This is a genomic window from Alteromonas genovensis, from assembly GCF_010500895.1.
GTDB classification, from domain to species: Bacteria; Pseudomonadota; Gammaproteobacteria; order Enterobacterales; family Alteromonadaceae; genus Alteromonas; species Alteromonas genovensis.
This window is the reverse complement of sequence record NZ_JAAAWO010000006.1, coordinates 1-16582: the sequence shown is the minus strand read 5'-3', so window position 1 is coordinate 16582 and position 16582 is coordinate 1. Positions and strand designations below refer to the sequence as shown.

Annotated in this window: 11 protein-coding genes and 2 pseudogenes; 1 reads left to right on the top strand and 12 read right to left on the bottom strand. The window is 45.0% G+C overall.

Annotated features, from left to right (window positions below):
- Positions 1-8 precede the first annotated feature (8 nt).
- The 12 genes and pseudogenes from GTQ48_RS09570 to GTQ48_RS09525 form a co-directional block, all read right to left on the bottom strand.
- On the bottom strand, positions 9-1220 hold the full coding sequence (locus GTQ48_RS09570) for an alginate export family protein (RefSeq protein ID WP_420837601.1): 1212 nt from the start codon (positions 1218-1220) through the stop codon (positions 9-11).
- A gap of 91 nt (positions 1221-1311) precedes the next feature.
- Complete coding sequence (locus tag GTQ48_RS09565; RefSeq protein ID WP_163106488.1) at positions 1312-2160, bottom strand: ABC transporter ATP-binding protein; 849 nt, start codon at positions 2158-2160, stop codon at positions 1312-1314.
- Positions 2161-2189: 29 nt separating this feature from the next.
- Positions 2190-3107 carry an ABC transporter permease gene (locus GTQ48_RS09560; protein ID WP_232230626.1) on the bottom strand — a complete coding sequence of 306 codons (918 nt, stop codon included), beginning with the start codon at positions 3105-3107 and terminating at the stop codon, positions 2190-2192.
- Between the two features lie 107 nt (positions 3108-3214).
- Complete coding sequence (locus tag GTQ48_RS09555) at positions 3215-4618, bottom strand: CmpA/NrtA family ABC transporter substrate-binding protein (RefSeq protein ID WP_071978472.1); 1404 nt, start codon at positions 4616-4618, stop codon at positions 3215-3217.
- Positions 4619-5009: 391 nt separating this feature from the next.
- On the bottom strand, positions 5010-5906 hold the full coding sequence (gene cobA / locus GTQ48_RS09550) for a uroporphyrinogen-III C-methyltransferase (RefSeq protein WP_163106487.1): 897 nt from the start codon (positions 5904-5906) through the stop codon (positions 5010-5012).
- Positions 5903-6148 carry a (2Fe-2S)-binding protein gene (locus GTQ48_RS17935; RefSeq protein WP_420837602.1) on the bottom strand — a complete coding sequence of 82 codons (246 nt, stop codon included), beginning with the start codon at positions 6146-6148 and terminating at the stop codon, positions 5903-5905. Before GTQ48_RS17935 ends, cobA begins: the two co-directional genes overlap by 4 nt.
- Positions 6149-6559: 411 nt before the next feature.
- Positions 6560-6874 (bottom strand): annotated as a pseudogene (locus tag GTQ48_RS17930) (molybdopterin dinucleotide binding domain-containing protein); the annotation flags it as partial.
- A 327-nt stretch (positions 6875-7201) separates the two neighbouring features.
- A pseudogene (locus GTQ48_RS17925) lies at positions 7202-8683 on the bottom strand (molybdopterin-dependent oxidoreductase); the annotation flags it as partial.
- Positions 8684-8706: 23 nt separating this feature from the next.
- Complete coding sequence (gene nirD / locus GTQ48_RS09540) at positions 8707-9063, bottom strand: nitrite reductase small subunit NirD (RefSeq protein ID WP_163106485.1); 357 nt, start codon at positions 9061-9063, stop codon at positions 8707-8709.
- Between the two features lie 9 nt (positions 9064-9072).
- The gene (nirB, locus tag GTQ48_RS09535; protein ID WP_163106484.1) at positions 9073-11622 is read right to left on the bottom strand and encodes a nitrite reductase large subunit NirB; all 2550 of its coding nucleotides are present in this window, start codon (positions 11620-11622) and stop codon (positions 9073-9075) included.
- A 305-nt stretch (positions 11623-11927) separates the two neighbouring features.
- Positions 11928-13637 (bottom strand): protein kinase domain-containing protein, encoded by a 1710-nt coding sequence (locus tag GTQ48_RS17900; RefSeq protein ID WP_163106483.1) that lies wholly within the window; start codon positions 13635-13637, stop codon positions 11928-11930.
- A gap of 3 nt (positions 13638-13640) precedes the next feature.
- Positions 13641-14504, bottom strand: a complete 864-nt coding sequence (locus GTQ48_RS09525; protein WP_100970827.1) for a formate/nitrite transporter family protein — start codon at positions 14502-14504, stop codon at positions 13641-13643.
- 429 nt (positions 14505-14933) lie between these two features.
- Here GTQ48_RS09525 and GTQ48_RS09520 point away from each other — a divergent pair, with 429 nt between their 5' ends.
- Complete coding sequence (locus tag GTQ48_RS09520) at positions 14934-16271, top strand: nitrate regulatory protein (RefSeq protein ID WP_163106482.1); 1338 nt, start codon at positions 14934-14936, stop codon at positions 16269-16271.
- Positions 16272-16582: the final 311 nt, after the last annotated feature.

The window sequence follows — 16582 nt, the reverse complement described above, 5'->3', positions numbered from 1 at the left end:
CGTAATCCTCAAAACTTAGTTGAAACCCACACCCATACTCGGTCGGTATCTACGCTAAAGTCATCTGCTGAATAGTTTGCGTACTTCACGCCTAAGTTAAATCTTTCGGCAACTTTAGTAGTGTATAAAAGGTTGATTTCGCTGCCTAAATCATCAATAGCTAACGATGCCTCATCGGCATCGAACTGATGATAAATTGCCGTCCATTTACCGCCTGCGAATTTAGCTGAAATAGTTGCCGACAAGTCTTTTAACCCTTGTGCAGGTGTGCCTAAAAATTGATCTGACCAACCGTTGAATTTATGTAAAGTCGCTAAGGGAGTCGCAAACCCATAGTTACCATTATCAGAGCCTAGTACTTCGTAGCCCAGCTTTGCGGTTACACCTGACACTACCGCGCCGGCTTCTAATAATAGATAGTTGGCATCGAAGTCGTTAGTCGCATTTTCAGAGCTTTGCTTAGCAACTTCTGCGGTATACAACCATTTAGCAGAGTCAGTTGAATAAGAGCCGGCATAGCGGATCCCGTAGGTATCTAACGCGTTGTCGGTATCATTGTCTATTTCGAGTAAATACGCATAGGCCGTTAATTTACCTATATTGTTGCTATAACTTACATTTAGAAAATGATCCTTTGAATCAAAATCTGCGGCTTCTGCAAAAATACGATTGCGCTGATTAACATAAGCATAAAAGGCGTTGATGTTATCGCTCACTTTATAATTTACCGATATGCCATCAAAGGTTTGACGGTCTTGACGCCATGCAACGCTACCAATAAAGCGGTGAGTGTCTAGTGCGATAACTTGCCGCCCTGCCTTTATCTTTATATTGTCGCTTCTGTATTGAATATAGGCTTGATCAAGCTCAGTAGTTTCGGGGTCTGCAATCACAGAATATTCACCAACATTATAACCTGTTGGCCCCACGGTATAGTCACCTTGGCCCAGCACTATTCTGCTGTCTTCCATTTCTACTTTAAATGAAAAGCCATTGTACTCACCCGATTCAATACCGGCAAAAGTACGCAGCGTTAGTGCATTAGCATCGCTTAGCGCATTATCTTGAGAGGCGCCCTCATAACGTAAGTAAAAGTCTGCGCTTGCTTTGATGTCTGATAGCGCCTCGTACCAATCGGCCGCTTGAGCAATCGGCGCTAACGCCATTGCGATGCCAATTGAGAGTATCGCCCGTGTACTTATTTTTGCTGCCATTTTCATAGTGAGTTCCTAAATTTTGTGTGAGAAAACCTGACTCGGTCTCAGAGAGTCGAGCTAACCTATTGTTTTTATTGTTTGTTGTATTTAAGTGCTATGCAGCGTCGCTATCTTTTGACGCGTTCTTTTGCTTTGTTTTTTTATAGTTTGAAACTGGCTCAACTTTTTTTTGCTTTTCGTACAAAAAGGTAAGCACCTCATGCCGGTAATGATTGTATTCTGGGTTATCCGCCAGTACTAAACGGTCTCGAGGGCGAGGTAGATTGACCTCAAGAACTTCACCAATAGTAGCCGATGGCCCATTTGTCATCATTACGATGCGGTCTGACAGTAACACCGCCTCATCCACATCATGTGTGATCATAATAACCGTGTTACCAAGTTCGGCATGAATATCCATTAATGAGTCTTGTAAGTGCGCGCGGGTGAGTGCATCTAACGCGCCAAAAGGCTCGTCCATCAGCAATACTTTTGGTTCCATGGCTAGGGCTCGAGCAATGCCTACCCGTTGCTTCATACCGCCCGAAATCTCTGACGGTAGCTTATCAAGTGCATGGGTCATATGAACGAGTTCAAGGTTATGCAAAATCCAATCGCGAGTATCCTTTTTCGATTTACCCTTCTGCGTTTGTTTAACCGCGAGTTCCACGTTTTTATACACAGATAGCCACGGCAGTAGCGAATGATTTTGAAACACGACAGCGCGTTCTGGACCGGGCTCTTTTACCTCGCAGCCATCTAAAATAACACCACCATTCGTAGCTTGATGTAGGCCTGCAACAATATTTAATACTGTCGACTTACCGCAGCCTGAATGACCAATTAGCGAAATAAATTCCCCCTTCTTTATTTTCAGATTTACGTCGGTAAGGGCGGTAAAAGGCCCTTTGGGCGTGGGAAAATCAATACCTACTTGTGATAGCTCTAAATGTCTGTTTTGCATAGTTTATTCCTCTTATAAGCGTTGCTTAATTATCGCAACACCGAGTTTTTATCCCAGCTTGCGAAGCGCTGAACGGCTAACATCAAACGATCGAGCATGAAGCCAATAATACCGATGGTAATAACTGCCACCATAATTCTGGCTAACGACTCAGAGCTACCATTTTGAAATTCATCCCATACAAACTTACCCAATCCAGGGTTTTGAGCCAGCATTTCAGCAGCGATAAGCACCATCCAACCGATGCCTAGGGACAAACGTAGACCTGTGAATATCATGGGAATAGAAGCCGGCAACACAATTTTTTGTACATGTTTTAAAGGTGTTAATCGCAATACTTTACTCACGTTAACTAGGTCTGAATCGATATTGGATACACCTACCGCCGTATTGACCAACGTTGGCCATAAGCAACACAAAGACACGGTGACTGCCGAGGTGATAAACGATTTTGAAAACATGGGGTCGTTGCTAACATAAAGGGCACTAACTACCATCGTTACCAACGGCAGCCAGGCCAAGGGAGAAACAGGTTTAAATATTTGAATGAGCGGATTCATCGCAGCATAAGCAGACTTACTGAGTCCGCACAAAATACCTGCCGGCACTGCTATTACGCTAGCAATAAAAAAGCCCACCATGACCGTGTACAAGCTAGTCCAAATTTGGTCAAAAAAGGTTGGAGCACCGGTAAACTCGCGAATTTTAGGCACGTAGCTTTCGTCTTGCGCCAAACGCTTGGCATTTCGTACCTCTTGACGTTCATAGAAGGCTTCGGCTTTCTCTCGCTGCGTGTTGTGCTCGCTAACAAGCACAATACTCTGTTCCCATACCTGTGCAGGCCCTGGAAATTGCCCTAACGACGTATCAATAGATTTTGAAACACCATTCCAAACGGCTAAAAATAACAGTATACCGACCAATGGCATGAGCAATTTAGGTAGCATTGAAACAAGTTGAGTTATCTTGCTTTTGCCGTCTAGCTGGCCAATTTGGCTTATTGCCTGTACCGATTTACTCATGGTTATGCCTCTTTGTGTATAGGTCAACACGGTTAAAGTACCGTGTCACCTTTAAGTCCAATTGAAAATTGCTCGAGATATCCATTTGGCTTCGTTCCATCAAACGTCACATTATCGATAAATTCAGTTTGCGGCGGTTTAAAACCAGTCTCAGAGGCAAAGTCGGGAAAGTCTGACGCTTTTGCTAAGCCATCCTTGATAAGCGCTTTTGCAGCCCTGGTGTAGATATCAGGTCGGTAGACATTTTTGGCCGTCTCTAAATACCAGTTATCAGATTTAGGCTCAGAAATTTGGCCCCAGCGACGCATTTGTGTGAGATACCAGATAGCATCGCTATAGTAGGGATACGTAGCGTTATGACGGAAAAATACGTTGAAGTCGGGTATGTCTCGCTTATCGCCTTTTTCATATTCGAAAGTGCCGGTCATACTGTTGGCGATAACTTCTTCGTCGGCACCTACATAGCTACTTTTCGCAAGCATTTTTACGGCTTCCGGCCTGTTGGCGTTATTATTGGCATCAAGCCACATAGCAGCACGGATCATCGCCTTTACCACGCGAATGTGAGTGTTTGGGTTTTCTTCTGCCCACTGACTGCTTACACCGAATACTTTTTCTGGGTTGTTTTTCCAGATTTCATAGTCGGTGATCACCGGCACACCGATGTCTTTAAATACCGCCTGCTGATTCCATGGTTCGCCCACGCAGTACCCATTAATTGTGCCAGCTTCCATTGTGGCAGGCATCTGAGGTGGTGGTGTTACAGATAGAAGTGCTTGGGCATCGATTTGACCTGAGGTATCTCCTTTATGCGGTGCGTAATAACCGGGATGAATTCCTCCTGCCGCTAACCAATAACGAAGTTCGTAATTGTGCGTAGAAACCGGAAACACCATACCCATTTTAAAAGGTTTGCCCGCTTCTTTATAACTGTCTACAACGGGTTTTAGGTAATCAGCTTTAATAGGGTGAACCGGCTTTCCATCTTCATGAGGAATCGCCTTTTTCATATCAGCCCACACATCGTTCGACACAGTAATGCCGTTGCCGTTTAAGTCCATGCTAAAAGCAGTAACAATATGAGACTGCGTACCATAACCAATAGTGGCGCCTAGTGGTTGCCCGGCTAACATATGCGCGCCATCAAGCTGACCATCTATTACTCTGTCTAACAGGACCTTCCAGTTTGCTTGCGCTTCCAATGTGACATACAGCCCTTCGTCTTCGAAGTATCCTTTCTCGTAAGCTACTGCCAGTGGTGCCATATCAGTCAACTTAATAAATCCGAATTTAAGCTCTTCTTTTTCTGGCCATCCAAGTTCTTGCGCGTTCACAGTAGTAACCGATGCCAACAGCGATACTGAAAATAATGCAGCTACTAAAGAGAGTGCACCGGCTGGTTTTCTGCGTTTTCTATTTACAATAATTGATAACATTTACTTTCCTTTAGCCAAAAAAAAACCCACCCGCTATGGATAACCGTGTTATCAATAGCGGGTAGGCTTCGTTGCCGAATGTTTCGTTACTAAGATGAAGTAACAAAACACTAAATTTTGTTTAAAAGCTCGCCCTAATAAAAAACAAGCATTATGGCGGAGCTTTCTGTGTGTGCGAAAAGTGAATTAAACACTTTTAATACTACCACCTACTTTGTACTATTCACGTTTAGTGCCAAAAATATAAAGATATATTTTTCAAACACTTAGATTGTGCACCTCTTTTTACACTCATTGGTTTGACTGAATTTAGTGCATTTGCTGCACAATAATCATCCGTTGCTTTTCTTTTCTCTAAGTCAGTTCATTCAACTTCCAGCTATAAATATCTCTACTGACTTATTGTGCTCTCGTTCATTAATTCTGCCGACACCGGTTGTCGCGCGGTTACCACCTCACCAATAATCACCAGTGCAGGACCGGCTACTACCGCATCAAGAACTCGTTGGTAAATCGTTGTTATTGTCCCCGTTACCACCTGCTGTTCAGGGCAACATGCATTTTCTATTACCGCAACAGGTAATCCACTATCAATACCTTCGTCGATAAGCTTTTCAGAAAGTTGCTGTAACCGTTTAAGCCCCATGTAAATAACAGTTGTTTCATGTTTTGCACTGTTAGCAATAGCAGTCCAATCGGCCTGCTTTTCTGGGTTTTGAAATTGCGCGGTCATAAATTTTACCGACTGGGCAAATCGTCTATCGGTAAGGGGAATACCCGTATAGGCAGAAGCGCCAGAGGCCGCCGTAATGCCCGGCACAATGGCAAACTTTATGCCTGCACTGTGAAGCGCCATTGTTTCTTCACTAGTACGCGCAAAAATGGCAGGGTCGCCTCCTTTTAGTCGTACCACTCGCTTGCCTTCAAGGCCTAGTTCAACCAAGCGCTGACAAATCATAGTTTGTGGCATGCTGTGTTTACCGCACCGCTTACCCACAAACTCTTTACTTATATGACGTGGTATACAGTCTAATACTGACTGGCTAACCAACCAATCAAACAGTACCACATCAGCGGTTTGTAAAAGGCGGTGTGCTTTAAGGGTTAAAAGCTCGGCGTCACCGGGTCCGGCACCAACGATAAACACCTCGCCCCTGTGTTTTCTATTGCTGTGTATAGCAGAAGGCGTAGTAGTATCAATGCCCGTATCGCGATTGATAAACGCGCTTTGAATACGAAATAAGGCGCTATGCAAAGCACCAGAGAAGGCATGTAATCGAGCGTTCATAATAGGGTTTCCTCTGTCACCGGCGTATTGGCCGATGTGTCATCATTGTTCGGTTTAGGTAATGTACTGGCTTTGTGATTAGCAGAAAGTAATGAAGCCAACTCCGTTTTACATGAACCGCAGTTAGTTCCACATTTAAGTGCAGTACCTAACCCGCTTACACTGTTAGTGCCCTGTTCAATCGCTGTAGTAATGGTTTTTTCGCGCACGCTGAAGCAACTGCACACAATCTTACCTAGCATAAAAGCTTCGTCGGGTTGCTGATGCAATAGGCTGTTTATTTGTGCCTGCGTTAGCGCATCGTCACTATTGAACATACTTTCTAGCCAATCGGTAGGTATAGACAATGAAGATGCATTGAGCATGATACTCAACACCACTTTTCCTTTCTGTGTGGCGACTAATGAACATTGATTTGCACATTGAAAGGTATACCACTGGGTATTGTGTGGTAACAGCGGTACAACATTATTTAACAGCTGCATTGGGGGAACTATGTCGGCGATTTGGGTGCACGATATACTGCCCGAGGTAGTATCAAGCCAGTAATAGCATGACGTTTTTATAACATCGATGAGCGCGCTTTCGCCAAACAAAACTCCCAATGTGGCGGCATCAAAAGGGGTAGCGCTGACCGCGCCGTGTTTCAACTCAGGCTGGCCCGATAGCGCATCGTTTGCCCCGTTAAGAAGCGCACCCACTTTGCAATGCGATCCCCATGTAGCCGACCAATGAAAAGGGGCAAACAGCTCGCCCTTTCGCTGCCTATCGTCAAGTTTAGCAGGCAATATAACCTTGATATCACCACTGCAAGCCGCATGGAGCGCTACTAGCGAACCATCGCTAATACCTTTTCGTTTTGCGTCATCTGGATGAATGCTAAGCCAGGGTCGATCGATATGTTTAAGCAAACGCGACGCGTTGCCAGTGCGCGTCATGGTATGCCACTGATCGCGCACTCGCCCTGTATTAAGAATATAAGGGTACTGCGTGCAGGTTTTTTGTTCAGGCTTTTGAGGCGTTATAGCTATAAAACGGGCTTTACCGTCTTTGGTGTAATACTCACCATTTGCAAATAATCGTTCACGGCCTATGCGATGTGCAGATTCAAGAGGCCATTGTTGGGGCCGTAATGCGTCATACTCAGCTATCGTTAGCGTAGCTAGTGGACCTAAATCAAGCGCACGAGCGCCATTGTTATTTGCAGAGGTTAGCGCGCAGTGCTCATTAAATATTTGCTGAGGATGATGATAATTAAAGGCATCTTCAAACCCCATAGCGCGCGCCACCATGCTGATGATTTGCCAGTCGTGTTTTGCCTCGCCAATAGGGGCTAGCAAACCGCGCTGCCTGGAGATGCGTCGCTCAGAATTAGTTACGGTGCCGTTTTTCTCTGACCACCCCGTGGCGGGCAATACAATATCAGCAAAGCGCAGCGTATCATTTTTAGCCGCAGTCTCAGACACAATCACTAATTCGCAATGGGTCAGCGCCTTTTCTACTAAAGCTCTGTTTGGCATGCTTGCAACGGGGTTAGTTGCCATTATCCACAAGCATTTAAGCTTGCCATCGGCAGCAGCCTGAAACATATCGACGGCTTTTAAACCCGGTTTGGTAATTAAATTTGGCGCCTGCCAAAACGTACTTACTGTTTGGTGATGCTCAGGGTCTTCAATATCCATATGCGCCGCTAGCATAGTCGATAAACCACCTACTTCTCGCCCGCCCATAGCGTTGGGTTGGCCGGTAATTGAAAACGGACCACACCCCTCTCGGCCTATTTTCCCACTGGCTAAGTGGCAGTTTATAATAGCGTTTCCTTTATCAACACCAGTGGTAGACTGATTAATTCCCATCGAAAAGAAGCTAATGACGCGCGGTAATTCAACAAACCAATTGTACAGAGTATTTAAATAATCTTGTGGCACATCGCAAGCTTCAGATACGGCTTCCAGAGACCAGGATGACGCTGCTTTTAGTGCATCATCAAACCCATTTGTAGATGCCTCAATAAATGGGTTATCTAAGGCGTTATTGTCTGCTAAGAAATTAAGCAAACCGCAAAATAAGGCACTGTCTGAGCCTGGTCGAAGGGCTATATGTAAGTCTGCTAGCGTGTTGCTGTCGGTGCGACGAGGGTCGATAATTACCACCTTCATTGCAGGGTTTCTAAGTTTAGCGCGCTCAATACGCTGATAAAGCACGGGGTGAGTCCACGCCGCATTACTGCCTATCAAAATCAGTAAGTCAGTGTGCTCTAAATCGTCGTAGTTACAGGGCACAATATCTTCGCCAAAGGCGCGCTTATAGGCCACTACCGCCGATGACATACACAATCTCGAATTCGTATCGATATTAGCCGTGCCAATAAAGCCTTTCATCAACTTATTGGCCACGTAGTAATCTTCTGTCAGTAACTGACCCGAACCATATAATCCAATAGCATCAGGCCCATGCTGCTCAATAATTTGTGTTAAACGCCCAGCAATCTCCTTGGTTGCCGTGTCCCAAGTCGCTACTTGACCAAAAACAAGAGGTTGAGTTAAGCGCTTATGCTTATCAAGGGTTTCTAATAAGTGGGTGCCTTTAATACACAGTCGACCGTAATTTGCAGGGTGTTCAGGACTTCCCGTAAGTTGGCTTAATTGCCCTTGCATGCCACCACGCTGAATAACATCGACGCCACAACCAACGCCACAGTACGGACAGGTAGTTTGCAGCAACCTGTCGTCTTGACAAGCGTGGTTGGGTGGCGTTGGTGTAGGTGTTGTAGTCATAATCAATCTGATTGGCTAATGTGCTATAACGATGCGACTAAAACACGGTTTTGCTCTACCCGTATTTCATATGATTGTATGCCGACATCGTCCCGTTCTAGGCATTTCCCCGTGGCAAGTACGTAATGCTCTTTGTAAAGCGGTGATGCCACTACAATGTTGCCTTGTAAAGTGCCCACAATACCGCGATACAAAACATTAGCTTGCCCAACCGGATCCCAATTACTAACACCGAAATACTGAGTATTGCCTTCTATGTGAATTTTAAAAAGAGCGATTTGCTTGCCCTCAAGCAACACACACACACCACTATTTGTGACAAGATCGTCGGTATGACACACATCGTTCCACGTTGTTACTACCTCAGCCTGAGCCTGCATAAATTTCTCCTAAATGATATCTACTGGAATGGCTTGTTGACCTGCGTATTTTTCGGCGCTGGTGGCAGGACGAATTTGATCTCTTTCGGTAACAAACTGAATGTTTGAGTCGGTTTCGTCGCTGTTTACAAACTGGCGGAACCGTTTAAGCGCCTCAGGCGATTCAATGGTGGTTTTCCATTCGCACTGATAGCTGTCGGTAATATGTTGCATTTGAGCCTCAAGGTCGTCACAAATACCAAGCGAATCGTCGATAACCACCGACTTGAGGTAGTCCAACCCACCTTCAAGGTTCTCCATCCACACCGAGGTGCGCTGAAGCCGATCGGCAGTTTTTGTGTAAAACATCAGCACGCGGTCGATGTATTTCACCAGTGTTGCGTCATCTAAATCGGTGGCGAATAGGTCGGCATGGCGTGGCTTCATGCCACCATTACCGCAGACGTAAAGGTTCCAACCGTTTTCCGTTGCAATAATGCCAATGTCTTTCCCTTGAGCCTCTGCGCATTCACGTGTGCATCCCGATACTCCAAATTTAATTTTATGCGGTGCACGTAGGCCCTTATAGCGGTTTTCTAAATCGATAGCTTGGCCAACTGAGTCTTGCACACCAAACCTACACCACGTGCTGCCCACACAAGATTTAACTGTACGTAACGACTTCGCATAGGCATGTCCGGTCTCAAAACCACCGGCCACTAATTTTTGCCAAATTGCAGGGAGTTGCTCTACGCGTGCGCCAAATAAGTCAACGCGCTGACCGCCTGTAATTTTGGTGTAAAGGTTGTATTCTTTTGCAACTTCGCCCAATAAAATGAGCTTATCTGGAGTAATTTCACCACCAGCTACCCGCGGCACAACAGAGTAAGTGCCGTCTTTTTGCATGTTGCCCAAATAAGTATCGTTAGTGTCTTGAAGTGGCTGGTGCGCCTGACGAAGAATATAATCGTTCCATACCGACGCAAATATCGATGCTGCGGCCGGTTTACAAATTTCGCAGCCCAACCCTTTACCATGCTTCTCAAGCAGCTCGTCAAACGTCTCAATATTTTCTACTTGAATAAGGTGATAGAGCTCTTGGCGAGTGTGATTGAAATGTTCGCAAATGGCTTTAGATACTTCTACGCCCCGTTTCTCTAGTTCGGCATCGACAACGTTTTTCAGTAATGCCGAACATCCTCCGCAGCCCGTACTCGCTTTTGTGCACGACTTTATATCGCCTAAAGAGCAACTGCCGCTTTCGATAGCCTCGACAATATCGCCTTTAGATACGTTGTGACATGAACAAATAGTGGCGCTATCGCCAAGGGCATCGGCCCCTAACAAGGGCTTTTCCCCTGAGGAAGGTAATATCAGTGCCTCTGGCGCGTCGGGCAGCGCAATGTTGTTTAGGGCATATTGCAACAAGGTATCGTAATCGCTGGTATCGCCGATGAGCACCGCACCTATTACTTGGGTTTTGGTTTCATCTACAACAAGCTTTTTGTACACGCCTGCAGGTTGGTCGTGGTAGGTGTATACCAACGCCCCTGGAGTTTTGCCGTGAGCATCGCCAATAGACCCCACTTCAACACCCATTAGCTTGAGCTTGGTGCTCATATCCGCACCTGCAAATTCGCCCTCACTGTTGGTAAGACTTGCAACGGCGGCGCGAGCCATGGCGTACCCTGGCGCTACTAAGCCGTAAATACGATTTTCCCACAATGCGCATTCACCAATCGCGTACACGTTAGGATCGGAGGTTATACATTGATTATCGATAACGATACCGCCGCGTTCACCTACTACTAAATCAAATTCGCGGGCTAGCTGATCACTAGGTCGTATACCTGCAGAAAATAACACCATATCGGTTTCAAGGTGTGAACCATCAGAAAATTTCATTCGGTAGCGGCACTGCTCGCCAGCCTCGATAACTTCCGTGGCTTTTTGTGTATGTACTTGTACGCCGAGCGCTTCAATTTTATCTTTAAGCAGTGCCCCTCCCATTGCATCAAGCTGCACCGCCATTAACTGTGGTGCAAATTCAACCACATGTGTTTCTAGACCTGCTGATTTAAGCGCGTTTGCTGCTTCAAGCCCAAGTAAACCACCGCCCACAACAACGCCTATTTTACTTTGTGCTGCAGAGGCACTGATAGATTCAAGATCTTCAATGGTGCGATACACCAAACAATGTTCCTGCTCGTTGCCGGGAATAGGGGGCACAAAAGGGTAAGAACCTGTCGCCAGCACGAGTTTATCGTAGGGGTATGAAGTACCGTCTTTAGTTGTCACGACTTGATGGGTACGATCAATATTAGTTACCCACGCACCGGTAACTGCATTTACACCCCACTGCTGATACGTTTTTTCGTCGGTAAGCGCTAAATCGGCTGCAGTTTTACCCGTAAAGTACGACGATAGATAAACGCGGTCGTAAGCTAAGCGGCCCTCTCCACTTAACACGGTAATATGATAGTCAGCTTTGCTGTTAATAAGTTGCTCAACAAAGTGATGGCCAACCATACCGTTGCCAATTATCACTATGCGTTGTTGCTGCTGTGAGGAAAGCGTCATCTCGTTCACCTTTATTTAAAGCAAAAAAAAGCCCGCAACCATTCCTGGTTGCGGGCTTCATTGCCTGATTAAGTACAGTATTAATTGTGTTGTTACTCGATGATACCTAGGTACCTAGTCGAGACTATGAAAATAATAATACAAGTATAGTGCCAATGCTTTTCATCACTATATTACAAAGACTTAGCAGTATAGCTTTGACGTAAACCAGTGGTATCGCACCATAACCAAGCAAAAAAGATAATTTATGGTGCATTAGCGTAGTACTGAATAACTCACTGACTTTACGTAGCTGGAGCCGCTCGCTAAGTATAATGAACAACGAACATAACGATGAGCAATACCAGCAATACGCCAGACACGGTTTGCCATGCACGCACTGGATGTTGCTCCATCAGGGGCAAACTTTTACGGTAAGACGGATTAGGGTGATTTAAGTCGTACAGAAATTCAGACAAGCTCGGATAGCGTTTCGACGCTTTAGGGTGACAAGCCCGTTTCAGCGCTTCGTCAACCCACATAGGGACAGCAACGTTTCGTTGTAGCAAGCTGATATAGCGCAATTTAAGTAACCCTGCGTAATTGCTCTTCTTGGCAACGTTACTGTTAAAGGGGTACTCGCCACTTAATAAAAAATATAAAACCACTGCTAGAGAAAATTGATCTGCGCTTTCATCAGGCCACAGCCCTACAAAGTATTCCGGAGCGGTGAACAATAGATCGCCAGGAACGGCATGCTGCACATCACTTTGCGAAACATGATAACCCGCTATGCTCGCGGCACCAAAGTCTACCAGTGTAATTTTACCGTTTTCATCAACCATGATGTTATCCGGTTTAATATCTTGATGAAGCACGTCTTGCCGATGCAGTGCCGTTAGCGCGCTAACGATTTGCGCACTCCAGTCTCGAACCTCAGAAAGAGAGACACTACCAACGTCGTCTCGATATTGGCGTAAACTTATTCCAGGTGTGTACGCCATGGCAATATAAAAGTAATGTCGTAAAAAAGGGGACGTGTAATTTTTAAGGACATTGTCATGTTGTACCCGCGCACCAATCCACTCTTCTTTCACCATTTCATCTAAAAAGCTTTCGTTATCGTGCATCGACTTTGCAGGAATTTTTAACACTGCCTGATGATTGTGGAGGTTATGCTTAGCAAGAAAAACCAGGCTGCGTTCACTGGTATATAACTGCCGCTGTATTGTCCAATCGTCTATGGCATCGTTTGATTTGGGTGTATCTAAAAAAGGAAGGAAGCCATTTGAGGCATAATGTACTTTCTCTTCCTTAGCAATGGATAGTACCTCAAGCAGCACTACAGTGACGTTATCATCACAATCTGCATTCAGTGCTGCTTGCGCTATATGCTGTGCGCTCAAGTCGATACTAGGCGTATTATGCTGATGTATTGAGTACCATGTTTTTGGTGACAAGGTATCCGCTATGCCATCTGTCATTAATACAAATATATCGCTAGGCGCAAGCGTTCGGATAGCCATATCAATGCTTAAGTTAGGCCGAATACCGAGGGCATTGCTTAAATAAGTATTGTTACTCTCGCCGGCTTCTCGATGTTGGCGGGTGCAGAGCGTTACTTCACCGCGGTGTACGTGATAGATGCTGCTATCACCACAATGCAGTAACACCGCAGACTGTCCTTTCAAAATAACTGCGCTAAAGGTACAGACATAGCCTTTATCAAGATTTTCAAAATAAGGGCTTTGTTGGTTTTTTATGTAAAGCTCGGTGTTTATGGTACGCAGTACATGTTGTGCCGCCCTCGACAAAGACCACACACTGCTTGTTCGTGAAAATTCACGAGCGAACGTTTCAACGGCGAAGTTACTTGCATACTGACTAACCTGACTACTACTTATTCCATCAGACACAACAGCGATAGCATCGAAATTTGCCGATGGCGAAAAATCAGGCACCACCACACAATGGTGGTCCTGATTAATCGGTTTTGTGCCTTTATTCGAAAAGGCACCATGACGAAAGGTGATCACGGCTTATACTTTGTCATTCACTTTTGCTGCAAGCACCGTTTTGTTGCTAGCACCTGTAGCAATAACGCGTTTAGGGGCAGTACGCACATGGGTAGAATAAATAGTCAAACCAGTAAACGCTAAGCCTCCCACTAAATTACCCAGCGCGGTAGGAATTTCATTCCAAATAAAGTAATCCATAACAGAGAACTCGCCGCCCATAATTAAGCCGAACGGAAACAAGAACATGTTGACCACTGAATGCTCAAACCCCATAAAGAAGAACAGCATGATAGGCATCCACATAGCCAACACTTTACCGCTTACGTGAGTAGATATCATCGCACCAACAACACCAAGCGATACCATCCAGTTACACAACATGCCGCGAATAAAAATAGAAAACCAGCCAGCAACGCCATGCTCTGCATATCCTAGCGTTCTCGCCTCTCCGATACCCGCCACCTTTGCCGCTATAGCTCCGCCATCAATGTTGTAACCCATGGTGAAAACAAACGACATCATAAATGCCACGCTCAGCGCACCTGCAAAATTCCCTAAAAACACTAAGCCCCAATTGCGGAGAATTTGCGGCCATGTCACGCCAGGTCGTTTTGCCAACCAGGCTAGTGGAGTAAGCACAAAAACACCGGTAAGTAGGTCAAACCCCATGAGGTACAGCATACAAAAACCAACAGGAAAGAGTATTGCACCAATTAAAAACACCCCTGTTTGAACCGCGATGGTTATTGCAAAAACCGCGGCCAACGCCAAAATGGCCCCCGCCATAAAAGCGCGAATTAATGTGTCGCGAGTAGACATATATATTTTGGATTCGCCAGCATCAACCATCTTGGTTGCAAATTCAGAAGGAAGTAAATACGCCATGTTTGATCACCTTTTCTATTGATATTAATTCCTTAGAAACATTCTTTACCTAAATTTCAGGCACAAAAAAGCGCCCGCTCTTATTTCCTAAAAAAATAAGTTGCGGACGCCTTTATCCGAATATTGTTCTTAAACAATCTGCATTGTTCATAAAAAGTAAAACAATATTGATGCCAATATTGAGGCGCAAAACTTTAAATGAAATTCTCTTCTATAACAAATAATTACTTAATGGTAAGAATAACCGTGTTCGATATACCCCCCATCGTTTGCACCTGTCTCGAGAAAAAGTGCACTAATTTGGAGCATGATGTAGTGCAATCCGTTTGCGTGCTTTTGTGATCAGTCCATTATTTTTAAGCAAGATAGTAAATAGTGGCGCCCAGCTGCTTACATCGGGTATATCGATGTGAATCCCTTGCAGTTTGATTGAAGGGAACAACATTTGCTTATCCTATGTATCTCTTTTCTGGATACTTCACGATGGGCCATCATAGCGATATCACAAAGCGGTTTTTTTTATTAGCCAAGCATCAAGAAATACAGGCACTGCGACACTTATCATCAAATTGCAAAATAGTGAAAGCGGTAACGGAGATGATTCATCAACTGCAGCGCGAGCGCGGTATGAGCAATGTATTTCTATGTTCTCGAGGCGAACGTTTTGCCACTCAAAGGGCACAACAAGAAACCGCAAGTGAGATGAGTGAGAAAACACTTCGTAGCTTGCTTAACGCTTTATACCTATCTAATTCTGATAATGGACTTACCATGCGATTGGTTACTACCATTACATTTGCGTTGCAAGGTATGGACAACCTTAAGGATTTGCGCAGCAAAGTGGCTCTGCAACAACTAACACCAACCGAATCGACCAATGCATTTTGCCGCCTAATTGCCGCGTTGATTGATGTGATTTTTGAAGCCGCCGACGTTGCAAACGATCCTGCTATTACTCGACTTTTAGTAGCGCTATTTAATTTTATTCAAGGTAAAGAGTATGCGGGACAAGAGCGCGCTTGTGGCGCAATTGGGTTCTCTTCGAGCCACTTCCAGCAATCTTTGTGCGATCGAATTACAGCACTGACAGACTCACAAAATCACTTGTTTGAGACGTTTAGTAAATTTGCCGATGACACAGAACTCTCTATGTGGCAGCAACAATTAGAAAGTGACCACGCCCAGCACCTGAGTCGACTACGCAAAATGATTTGCGAGCTTGGCGAGACAGACACTTGCACCGCTGAGCTCAGCGAAATTTGGTATGACATAGCCACTTTGCGAATTGACGCGATGCAAGACATAGAGGAACACATTACCGATAGGCTGATAGAAAAAGCGACACTTAGAATTGCTCAAGCCGAGGAGGAACTGCGCAACAACGAACTGTTGATTGCTTCTTTAAACAGTAGCCCTCCAACTGGCGATACACCTATTTCGATGATTTACGATAAAACCGTTAAAGGACTTTCAATGGAAGGCACTCATAGTGAGATGGGGATTACCTCAACATCACTTTCTGCACACAAATCGTTTTACGACTTAATTCGTCAACAAGCGCAACATATTCAGGATATTGCTAACGAGCTAAATGGGGCCAAACAAGCCCTTAATGAGCAAAAAGCGATTGATAGAGTAAAGTTGCTATTGATGCAGCAGGGAAAGCTAAGCGAGAGCCAGGCTTACAAAAAGTTGCAATCTGCGGCAATGGAACAAAATATACGGATAGCTGAGCTAGCACAACGCATGCTCGAAAGCCTAATTTAATTAGCACTTACAGCAATCGAACCTATGGCATTTACGTAACCTAAGGAACCCAGCGGTAAGCCAGCTTTGTTTCAGCCGATAACAATAAGAAGATATAACAGCGAGGAAGTAAAAAAATGAATTGAGTCCAACGGACCCAATTCATCAAGTGGGAGGGCAAACTTTTAATTTGATTTTATTTAATCGCGAATTCAAGTTCGAAGTGCACCACTCACTAAATTAGGCCGCTCCGCGTAATTGATTAAATACAACTTCAGGTTGTTTGTAACCAAGGCACTTCCTTGGTCTCAAATTCAGAGCACGTTGTGCTT

Excerpts from the sequence above, each read along its gene's own strand:
- GTQ48_RS09570 (WP_420837601.1), bottom strand. The coding sequence starts at position 1,220 with ATGAAAATGGCAGCAAAAATAAGTACACGGGCGATACTCTCAATTGGC.
- GTQ48_RS09565 (WP_163106488.1), bottom strand. The coding sequence starts at position 2,160 with ATGCAAAACAGACATTTAGAGCTATCACAAGTAGGTATTGATTTTCCC.
- GTQ48_RS09560 (WP_232230626.1), bottom strand. The coding sequence starts at position 3,107 with ATGCTACCTAAATTGCTCATGCCATTGGTCGGTATACTGTTATTTTTA.
- GTQ48_RS09555 (WP_071978472.1), bottom strand. The coding sequence starts at position 4,618 with ATGTTATCAATTATTGTAAATAGAAAACGCAGAAAACCAGCCGGTGCA.
- cobA (WP_163106487.1), bottom strand. The coding sequence starts at position 5,906 with ATGAACGCTCGATTACATGCCTTCTCTGGTGCTTTGCATAGCGCCTTA.
- GTQ48_RS17935 (WP_420837602.1), bottom strand. The coding sequence starts at position 6,148 with ATGCTAGGTAAGATTGTGTGCAGTTGCTTCAGCGTGCGCGAAAAAACC.
- nirD (WP_163106485.1), bottom strand. The coding sequence starts at position 9,063 with ATGCAGGCTCAGGCTGAGGTAGTAACAACGTGGAACGATGTGTGTCAT.
- nirB (WP_163106484.1), bottom strand. The coding sequence starts at position 11,622 with ATGACGCTTTCCTCACAGCAGCAACAACGCATAGTGATAATTGGCAAC.
- GTQ48_RS09525 (WP_100970827.1), bottom strand. The coding sequence starts at position 14,504 with ATGGCGTATTTACTTCCTTCTGAATTTGCAACCAAGATGGTTGATGCT.